The sequence below is a fragment of the Streptomyces antimicrobicus genome (assembly GCF_020532625.1).
Lineage (GTDB): Bacteria > Actinomycetota > Actinomycetes > Streptomycetales > Streptomycetaceae > Streptomyces > Streptomyces antimicrobicus.
Map to the genome: position 1 here is coordinate 24,353 of NZ_JAJAUY010000064.1, position 9,131 is coordinate 33,483.

Consider the following 9,131-nt stretch of genomic DNA (forward strand, 5'->3'; position numbering starts at 1 on the left):
CCTGCCTACCCTCCGGACGGAGCGCTCACGCCTTGCGCCCCGTCAGCCCCAGCAGTCGCGTCTGGGCGTCCGCGTCGGCCGGGACCTCGACCGGCGGGGCGAACATCCCGCTCGCGGCCAGGTCGCCGGCGTAGGGGGTGACCACCTCGGTGGCCAGTTCCACCAGGGCCTGCGGAAGGCGCTCGTCCGCGCCGATGGCGCGGGAGAGGTCCCAGGTGTGCACGGTGCAGTCGCAGGTCAACTCCCGGCAGTACGCCGATCCGGGCGTGGGTCCGGCGGACAGCGCCACCGGGCGGTCGAGCGCGCCGGGCGCGGTGAACGCGGCCCGGGCGGCGGTGGCGGCGGTGTCCCAGGCGGCGACGGGGTCGTCGCCGAGCAGGTCGCCGTCGAGCGCGTCGCCGACGTCCGCGACGGTGAGGCCCTCGTCGAGCAGCGGCAGCACCCACCGCTGTTCACCGGTGACGTGGTTGACGAGGTCGCGCACCGTCCAGTCGGCGCAGGGCGTGGGCGCGTCCCACTGGTCGTCCCTGATCGCGTGCACCCGCTCGCCGAAGAGGCGCAGCGCCTCGGCGTGCCGGTCCAGCAGGCCGGTCCGCGGGTCCGTCCGGGTGTCTGCCACGGGTCCCACCGCCTCGTACGTCGGCTCGGCCCCCTGTCCTCAGCGTCCTCCCTGCTCCCTTGCCCCGCAACGGTGCTGTCCAGATCCCGAAACGCCTATCTCACATCTCGGCATGATCGTCTACGGTGGTCGGACCGTTTCACCGACGCGGAGGAGACGCACCATGACGTCCGAGGGGACCCGTCCGGGCGGGAGCACCGCCGAGACCGCCGTCTACACCCACGGCCACCACGAGTCGGTCCTGCGCTCGCACCGCTGGCGGACCGCGGAGAACTCCGCCGGGTACCTGATCGGCGCGCTGCGGCCCGGCATGCGGGTGCTGGACGTCGGCTGCGGACCCGGCACCATCACCGCCGACCTGGCGGCGCTGGTCGCGCCGGGGCGGGTCACCGCGGTCGACGCCGCGCCGGACGTGCTGGCGCAGGCCCGCGCGTACGCCGCCGGACGGGGCCTGGACAACGTCGAGTTCGCCACGGCCGACGTGCACGCGCTGGACTTCCCGGACGACTCCTTCGACGTGGTCCACGCCCACCAGGTGCTCCAGCACGTGGGCGATCCGGTACGGGCGCTGCGCGAGATGCGCCGGGTGTGCCGGCCCGGCGGCGTCGTCGCGGCCCGGGACGCCGACTACGCGGCGATGACCTGGTACCCGGCCGCGCCCGGCCTGGACACCTGGCTGTCCCTGTACCGCACGGTGGCCCGGGCCAACGGCGGCGAGCCGGACGCGGGCCGGCGGCTGCACGCCTGGGCGCGGGCGGCCGGCTTCGAGGACGTCCGGTGCTCGGCCACGGCCTGGTGCTACGCCACGCCGGAGGAGGCCGCCTGGTGGTCGCGGCTGTGGGCGGACCGCACGACGGCCTCCGCGTACGCGACCCTGGCCGTCGACGGCGGCCACACCACGCCTGCGGCACTGGCGTCGATCGCGGAGGCCTGGCACGCGTGGGGCACCTCCCCCGATGCCTGGTTCTCGGTCCTGAACGGCGAGATCCTGTGCCGCGCCTGAGCCCACCGGCGGTCCCGGGGCCGAGCTTCCCGCTCGCTGGGCCGGGATTCCGCTCGCGGGGCCGGGCCCCTGGCCCCTGAGTGCCGGGCCGGGCCCCGTCAGGACGGGGGGCGCATGCGGAAGTCGTAGCGGGGTGGGAGGGGGCGGTTCGTCAGGCGGGCCCAGAGGGTGGACAGGGCCTCGTCGCCCTCGCGCAGGTCCGGGACCTCGAAGCCGTCCTCGAAGACCCGGCGGGCCGCCACCACATGGCCCTCGGCGGCCAGCAGCCGCGCCGCCAGCAGCCGGAACCGGCCCTGCTCCCGCAGGGCCGGCCGCAGCCGCTCCCAGACGGTGCGCGCCACGGCCGGGCGGCCGGCGGCCAGCGCCACCGTCATCGCCTCCCGCGCGAGCGCGGACTCGGCGGCCGTCCAGGTCTCGCCGCCCCGGCTCTCGTGCGCCAGGTCCTCGACGGCCTCGGCGTACCGGTCCACGGCCCGGTCCTGGTTCCCGGCCACCGCGTCGGCCACGGCCAGGCAGCGCAGCAGCGGCCAGCGCGACGGGGCCAGCGGCAGCCCGCGCTCCCAGCTGCGCACGGCCTGGGCGATGTCGCCCGCGTGCCACTGGGCCACGCCCAGGTGGTACTCGGTCAGCGGATCGGCCGGGGCGGTCTCCAGCATGTCCCGCCAGTGCGGGGCGACCAGGGTCGGCCCGGGCGGGGTCACCCGGCGCGGCGTGGGGAAGACCCCGGTGCGCCACAACTGCAGCCAGGGCTCCTGGGGCTCGCCCAGGGTCGACTCCGGGAACGGGGTCCCGGGCAGCTTGTGGCCGCCGCACAGCACCTCCAGCGCGCCCCAGCCGGAGCCCGCCGCCAGCCGCTCCCCCGGCTCGGCGTCGGCGTGGGGCCGCCAGGCGGCGAAGGCCTCCGCGACCTGCTGCCGCGGCAGGGCCTCCTCCAGCGCCCGCCCGGCCGCCGCGCGGGCCGCCGCCCAGTCGCCGCCGTGCACCGCGGCCGGGTCGGCGGACAGCGGACCGTAGGCCTCCAGCCAGCTGAACTCGGCGCCGGCCTCCAGCCGTACGTGCTCCAGCTGGGTCCGCGCGAGCCCGGCCTGGATCTCCGCGTAGCCGGGGGTGCCCGGCTCGGTGAGCCACTCCTGCCAGCGCCGGCCCCCGCGTCCGGAGCCCCAGACGAAGAGCTTGCGGCCGCGCAGCAGGTCGGTGGAGGTCTGCACGAGCCCGTGGCCCTCGGCGTCCAGCGCGGCGATCCAGCGCCGTTCGCCGTCGGGGACCTCGTAGAAGAAGTCGGCCGGGTACGCGCTGCGCAGCGGGTAGGTGCGGTCGGCCCCGTCGTGCTCGGGGACCGGCACCCGGCGCAGATCACGCTCGTGGCCGAAGTGCCAGGCCTGCTCGGCCGGGGCGAGGATCCGGCTGCCGGAGTCCTCGGGCACGGCGGTGTTGGACCACCAGGAGACCGGCGCCGGCCGTTCGTGCGGGTTGCGCACGCGGACGCCGACGTAGAGGTGGGCCGAGTCCTCGGGCAGCCACAGGTCCACCTGGAACGGCAGGTCCCGCAGCCGCTCCCACTCCCACAGCCGCACCATGGCCCCGCCGTCGGGGGCCGGTACGAGCGCGGCGTGCAGCGGGGCGCAGGAGAGGGTGGTGTGGCCGGTGGCGCCGATGTTCCATTCGATGCCGCCGGAGAACCACGCGCCGTTGAGGGCGAAGGCGGCGGGCTGGAACACGGGGTTGCGGTACAGGAGTTCACGTCCGGTGGGCAGGTGGACCAGGGAGTGCACCCGGCCGCCGAGTCCCGGCAGTACGGTGACCCGCAGGTGGGCGTTCTCCAGGACGACGGCCTCGAACTCCGTGTGCCTGCGCGTCCGTCCGTACCCGTCGCGCACGCGGACCGGCAGCAGCGAGGTCAGCGGGCGGTAGCCGATCTGCCGGGCCATGTCCCGGGGCAGCCCGGCACGGGCCCGCTCGTCCAGGACGTGGACCTCGTCGAGCGGACGCAGGGCGGGCAGCGGGTTCTCGGGGCCCAGCGGGGCGGCGGGGAGGGTGACGGCGGTGCGACGCACGGTGGTGGCCATGGGGAAATGGAACACGCCGTCGCGGACGGGGACCAGGGTTCCCGCGGTTCCTCGGGGTGCACTCCCTGGCGCGCGCCGGTCGTACGCTCCCCGCGCCACGTCCCTGCGCCGACCCGTGGGCGGCGGGCGGCGGATGGCGGGCGGGTTGCGGGTTGCGGGTTGCGGGTTGCGGGTGGCTCAGTCGGCGTCGAACGCGCTGGTCACCACGTCGGCCAGGAGCGCGCCCGCCCGTCCGGGCCGGAGCCCGGCCGGTCAGGTGCGCAGCCCCACCGGGGCCACATCGGGCCGGTCGATGCCGAACACCTCGACGTACAGGGCGAGTTCCGTCTCCAGCGCCCGGACCATGGTCTCCGCCCGGCGGAACCCGTGCCCCTCCCCCTCGAAGGCGACGTACGCGTGCGGGACGTCGCGGCCGCGCAGCGCGGCCAGGAACCGCTCGGCCTGCGCCGGCGGGCAGACCGCGTCGTCCAGGCCCTGGAGCAGGACGAAGGGGGCGGTGATGCAGTGGGCGCGGGACAGCGGCGAGCGTTCCCGGCAGCGCACCGGGAGGGCCTCGGCGGGGCCGGCCAGTCCGTCGGCGTACCGGGACTCCAGGTCGTGGGTCTCGGCGGCGAAGCCCGTCAGGTCCAGCACCGGGTAGATGATCGTCCCGCAGGCGTACAGGTCGGTGGCGGCGAGCGAGGCGGCCGTGGTCCAGCCCCCGGCGCTGCCGCCGCGGATGGCCAGCCGCTTCGGGTCCGCCGTCCCCTCGGCGGCCAGCGCCCGGGCCACGGCCGCGCAGTCCTCGACGTCCACCACGCCCCACTGCTCGCGCAGCCGCTCCCGGTAGGCGCGGCCGTAGCCGGTGGAGCCGCCGTAGTTGACCTCCACCACCCCGATCCCCCGGGAGGTGAAGTAGGCGATGCCGAGGTCCAGTACGGGCGGCACGTGGTCGGTGGGACCGCCGTGCGCCCGGATCACGTACGGCGGCAGTTCGTCGGCGGGGGCCCGGCGGGCCGGGTGGTGCGGCGGGTAGACATGGGCGTGGATCTCGCGGTCGTCGGGCCCGAGGAAGGTGCGGCTCTGCGGTTCCGGGTAGTAGGCGGGGTCGATGCCGCTGCCGGACCGCAGCCGCCAGTGGGCGCCGATCACCCGGGCCCGCCCGGTGGCGGTGTCGAGTTCGACGACCTCGTACCCGCTGCGCGGGCTGGCGGCGACGCCGTAGACGCGCGAGCCGTGGGCGGCCAGCGTCGGCTGCCAGGCCGTCCAGGGGCCGGCCACGTCGACCAGGTCGCCGGTCTCGGGGTCCAGTATCCCGAGGACGCAGGAGCCGAGGCCGTGCAGCACGGCCACCGGGCCGGGCGTGCCGCCGGAGGCCCGGCCGGGGGTGCCGCCGGGGGCCGGGCCGGGGGTGCCGCCGGCGCCCGGCAGGGGCGCCAGCCAGCTCAGGCCGCTCTTCCACAGCGGGCCGCCGAACTCCTCCTCGCGGGGGCACAGGTTGACCGGCTCGGCCGCGCCCTCGGGGTCCACCCGGTACGGGTTCCACCAGCCGCTGCGGTCGCTGACCGCCAACAGCGTCCCGTCCGGGGTCCATTCCGCCTGGGCGACGGCCTCCTCGGGCCCGCCCAGCACCGTACGGATCCGCTCCAGCCGACCGTCCGGGCTCACCTCGGCGACCTTGAGCTCGGTGCCGTCCCACGGCATCCGCGGGTGGTCCCACACCAGCCAGGCGGCCCGCCGGCCGTCGGGCGAGAGCCGCGCTCCGGTGGTGAACCGGTGCCGGTCGTCGGTCAGTTCGCGCACCGCCGCCCGGTCCTCGGCCGCGCTGCCGTCCAGCGGTACGGCGGCCAGCACCCGGCGCACGTCGGTGGGCGCGGGCCCGGTGAACTCCTCCAGCACGCACCACACTTCGCCGTCCCGCAGGACCGGGTCCACCCAGCGCAGCCCGGCGCCGGTGGCCGACAGCGGGGTCAGCGGACGCGGCTGCGCTCCGCCGCCGGGCGCCGCAGGGCCGCCCGGCGCGTCCGGGCCGCCTCCGGCGTCCGGCTCGTAGGCGTACAGCCGCTGGTCGTCGCCGTGCACGAAGACCACCAACGGCCCATCACCACCGGGCCGTTCGACGCCGGTCCACGGACGGCCGCCGTACTCGGTGACCCGGCTGCGCACGTTCCACGGCGGCGGCAGCGCCGACCGCTCGGGCCCGCCGTCGGACCGCCGGCGCACCAGCGTGCGCCGGCCGCCCTCGGTGGGCCGGGGCTCGGTCCACCAGACCTCGGCGCCCACCGTGCCCACGTACTCCGGTCGGCCGTCCAGGGAGGCGGCGAGCGCGGCGTCGATGGGTGAGGGCCAGGTGCCGTACGCCCCGACGGGCAGCATCACAGGGCCCGCAGGGCGTGGTCGAGGACGCGGACCCCGAAGTGCAGCGCCTCGACCGGCACCCGCTCGTCCACGCCGTGGAAGAGCGCCCAGTAGTCGAAGCCGGGCGGCAGCTTCAGCGGGGAGAAGCCGTATCCGGTGATGCCGAGCCGGGAGAACTGCTTGGCGTCGGTGCCGCCGGCCATGCAGAACGGCACCGCGCGCCCGTCGGGGTCGAAGCGTTCGACCGCCTGCCGCAGGACCGCGTACGTCGGCCCGTCGACGGGGGACTCCAGGGCGACCTCGCGGTGGTGGAACTCCCAGTCCACGTGGGGGCCGGTCAGCTCGTCCAGGGTGCGGCCGAACTCCTCCTCGCCGCCGGGCAGGACCCGGCCGTCGACATGGGCGACGGCCTGGCCCGGCACCACGTTGATCTTGTAACCGGCGCTGAGCATGGTCGGGTTGGCGCTGTTGCGGACGGTCGCCCGGACCAGGGCGGCGGCGGGGCCCAGCTTGTCGAGGACGGTGTCGAGGTCGAAGGAGCGGGAGCGGAGATCGACCGTGAGGCCCTGGAGGGCGGCGAGTTCGGTGATGCACGCGGCCACGGTGCCGGTGAGCCGGACCGGCCACTGGTGCTCGCCGATGCGGGCGATCGCGGCGGCGAGGCGGGTCACGGCGTTGGCCGGGTGGGGCTTGGAGCCGTGGCCGGTGGTGCCGTGCGCGGTGAGCTTGAGCCAGGCGGTGCCGCGCTCTCCGGCGGCGATCGGGTAGAGGGCCGGGCCGGCTCCGGTGTGCAGGGTGAAGGCGCCGGACTCGCTCAGGCCCTCGGTGCAGCCCTCGAAGAGTTCGGGGTGGTGGTCGGCGAGGAAGCCGGAGCCGTCGACGGCGCTGTCCTCCTCGTCGGCGGTGAACGCGAGGACCACGTCCCGGCGGGGCCGGACCCCGGCGCGGGCCCAGGACCGTACGACGGCCAGCACCATGGCGTCCATGTTCTTCATGTCCACGGCGCCCCGGCCCCAGACCACCCCGTCGCGGACCTCGCCGGAGAACGGGTCGACGCTCCAGTCGGCGGCCTCCGCCGGGACGACGTCGAGGTGACCGTGCACGAGCAGGGCGTCGGCGCCGGGGTCGGTGCCCGCGACCCGGGCGACCACGTTGGTGCGGCCAGGGGTCCGCTCCAGCAGGAGCGGCTCCAGCCCGGCCGCGGCCAGGCGCTCGGCGACGTACTCGGCGGCCGGCCGCTCCCGGCAGTCGCCGCCCCCGCGGTTGGTGGTGTCGATGCGGATGAGGTCCGAGGTGAAGGCGACGACCTCCTCCAGGGCGAGTTCGTCCACGAAGCCTGCCATGTCACCCATACTGCTCCTCCACCGCCGACGAGACGATCGTCGTGACCGCCTTGAAGGTCCGGATCCCCTCGTACATCGTCGCGCTGTCGTACGTGATCCGGCGGGGTCCCGGTGCCCGGGTCACGCCGGGGACGACCGTGGCCGCGGCCGCCAGATGCTCGGCGTCGAACTCGACCTCGATGGTGAACGGGCCCCCGCGCACCGGGTCGTGGCGCACGGCCAGGGCCGTGGCCTCCTTGGCGGCGGCCCGGATGTCGGCCGCGGTCCGGGCGGGGGCGCGGCAGCGGGCGGCGTAGCGGGAGACGTGGTCCTTGACGGCGACGGTCCGGGCGGCCGGGGCGTAGCCGGCGGCGTCGACGCAGGTGAGGTCGTCGCCGGTGACCAGGACGACGGGGACGCCGTACTCGGCGACGACGTGCGCGTTGAGGTGGCCCTCGCTCGCCGGTACGCCGTCCAGCCAGACGCCCGTGACGGAGTTGGCGAGGTAGGTGTGGGCGAGCACGCCCTCGGCTCCGGCACCGGTGTGGTAGCCGACGAACGCGATCCCGTCGACGTCGCCGTGCTGGACGCCTTCGAGCATCGACAGGCTCTTGTGCCGGCCGGTGATCATCTGGACGCGTTCGTCGAGCTGTTCCAGCAGCAGGTTGCGCATGGTCCAGTGGGCCTCGTTGACGAGGACCTCGTCGGCCCCGCCGTCGAAGAAGCCGAGCGCGGCGGCGTTGACGTCGGAGGTGAACAGGGCGCGGCAGCGCTCCCACTGCGGTGTCCCCGGCAGCACGTCGGCGGGCCAGGTGACGCCCGTGGCGCCTTCCATGTCGGCGGAGATGAGGATCTTCATCGGGCCCCCGTGGGTGGTCGCAGGCCTTCCACCCTAGCCGCTGCGGGGCCTCCGGGGCGGCTGTGCGCGCCGGTGCGCCCCGGCCGGGAATTCCACCCGATCCGGTGAGGCCGCGTGGGCGGCCCCACCGGTCAACGGCCTTCGTCAGGCCTCGACTTCCTGGGCGAGGTTGGCCAGGAGCGCGTCGTAGATGCGCACGAGGCCCTTGGGGGCGAAGGTGCGCTCGAAGAAGCCGCCGATGCCGCCGGCTCCGTTCCAGACGGTGGTCACGACGGCCTTGGAGCGGCCCTCCCCGGCGGGGGTGACGGTCCAGGTGGTGACCATGGAGGAGTTGCGGTCCTTCTCCACGAGCCGGCCGTCGCTGGGCTCGGTGACCTCCAGCAGGCAGTCGCGGACGCGCTTGCTGGTGGCCTGGAGCTTCCAGTGGACGAGGGTGCCCTCGCCGTCGCCGCCCTCGCGCACCTCGTACTCGCTGAAGTGCTCGGGGAGCACCTTGCCGCGGGTGCCCGCGTAGTCCGCCAGCGCGTCGAACACCGTCTCCGCGTCGGCCGCGATGATCCGCTCCGTGGTGGCCTCGACCTGCGCCATACCTGTTCCTCCAGCAGTTGGAAACGCTCGTTGCGGCAAGCCAACCACCTCCGGGTGCGGCACCCAAATCCGCCCCCGAGCTCCGGGGGCCCCGGGTCAGACGTGGCAGCGGACGCAGACCAGGAGGGTGTCGGCGGGGAGCGCGGCCAGGTAGGCGTCGGGCGCTCCCCGCAGCCCGGTCGTCGGTGGACGGGGGGCACCGCTGCGGATCGGCGCACGCGCCGTGCGGGGGCTCCTGACCCTGCTCGCGCCACCAGCCGCCGGGCGTCGAGACGTTGCGCCTGCCGACGCCCTGGCCGCCTCCGGGCAGGACGAGGTCGCCGCGGCCGCGCGCGCC

7 protein-coding genes are annotated in these 9,131 nt (G+C 75.8%); 1 reads left to right on the forward strand and 6 read right to left on the reverse strand.

What is annotated here, in order from left to right:
* Window positions 1-25: 25 nt before the first annotated feature.
* Window positions 26-619 (reverse strand): TIGR03086 family metal-binding protein, encoded by a 594-nt coding sequence (locus LG632_RS17325; RefSeq protein ID WP_226728223.1) that lies wholly within the window; start codon window positions 617-619, stop codon window positions 26-28.
* Window positions 620-782: 163 nt separating this feature from the next.
* Between LG632_RS17325 and LG632_RS17330 the strand changes: the two genes are divergently transcribed.
* Window positions 783-1,622 carry a methyltransferase domain-containing protein gene (locus tag LG632_RS17330; RefSeq protein ID WP_226728224.1) on the forward strand — a complete coding sequence of 280 codons (840 nt, stop codon included), beginning with the start codon at window positions 783-785 and terminating at the stop codon, window positions 1,620-1,622.
* Between the two features lie 98 nt (window positions 1,623-1,720).
* Here LG632_RS17330 and LG632_RS17335 read toward each other — a convergent pair whose 3' ends face one another.
* The 5 genes from LG632_RS17335 to LG632_RS17355 form a co-directional block, all read right to left on the reverse strand.
* Entirely contained in the window at window positions 1,721-3,688 is a 1,968-nt protein-coding gene (locus LG632_RS17335) for a DUF5107 domain-containing protein (RefSeq protein ID WP_226728225.1), read from the reverse strand.
* A 252-nt stretch (window positions 3,689-3,940) separates the two neighbouring features.
* Window positions 3,941-6,043, reverse strand: coding sequence for a prolyl oligopeptidase family serine peptidase (locus LG632_RS17340; protein ID WP_226728226.1), 2,103 nt, complete (start codon window positions 6,041-6,043; stop codon window positions 3,941-3,943).
* The gene (locus LG632_RS17345; RefSeq protein WP_226728227.1) at window positions 6,043-7,368 is read right to left on the reverse strand and encodes a M20/M25/M40 family metallo-hydrolase; all 1,326 of its coding nucleotides are present in this window, start codon (window positions 7,366-7,368) and stop codon (window positions 6,043-6,045) included. Before LG632_RS17345 ends, LG632_RS17340 begins: the two co-directional genes overlap by 1 nt.
* 1 nt (window position 7,369) lies before the next feature.
* A complete protein-coding gene (locus LG632_RS17350) occupies window positions 7,370-8,206 on the reverse strand; it encodes a M55 family metallopeptidase (protein ID WP_226728228.1) in 837 nt (278 codons plus the stop codon).
* A gap of 144 nt (window positions 8,207-8,350) precedes the next feature.
* Window positions 8,351-8,794, reverse strand: a complete 444-nt coding sequence (locus tag LG632_RS17355) for an SRPBCC family protein (RefSeq protein WP_226728229.1) — start codon at window positions 8,792-8,794, stop codon at window positions 8,351-8,353.
* Window positions 8,795-9,131: the final 337 nt, after the last annotated feature.

What these genes read in the sequence shown, in the direction of transcription:
- LG632_RS17330 (WP_226728224.1), top strand. Translation starts at nt 783, where the DNA reads ATGACGTCCGAGGGGACCCGTCCGGGCGGGAGCACCGCCGAGACCGCC.
- LG632_RS17335 (WP_226728225.1), bottom strand. Translation starts at nt 3,688, where the DNA reads ATGGCCACCACCGTGCGTCGCACCGCCGTCACCCTCCCCGCCGCCCCG.
- LG632_RS17340 (WP_226728226.1), bottom strand. Translation starts at nt 6,043, where the DNA reads ATGCTGCCCGTCGGGGCGTACGGCACCTGGCCCTCACCCATCGACGCC.
- LG632_RS17345 (WP_226728227.1), bottom strand. Translation starts at nt 7,368, where the DNA reads ATGGCAGGCTTCGTGGACGAACTCGCCCTGGAGGAGGTCGTCGCCTTC.
- LG632_RS17350 (WP_226728228.1), bottom strand. Translation starts at nt 8,206, where the DNA reads ATGAAGATCCTCATCTCCGCCGACATGGAAGGCGCCACGGGCGTCACC.
- LG632_RS17355 (WP_226728229.1), bottom strand. Translation starts at nt 8,794, where the DNA reads ATGGCGCAGGTCGAGGCCACCACGGAGCGGATCATCGCGGCCGACGCG.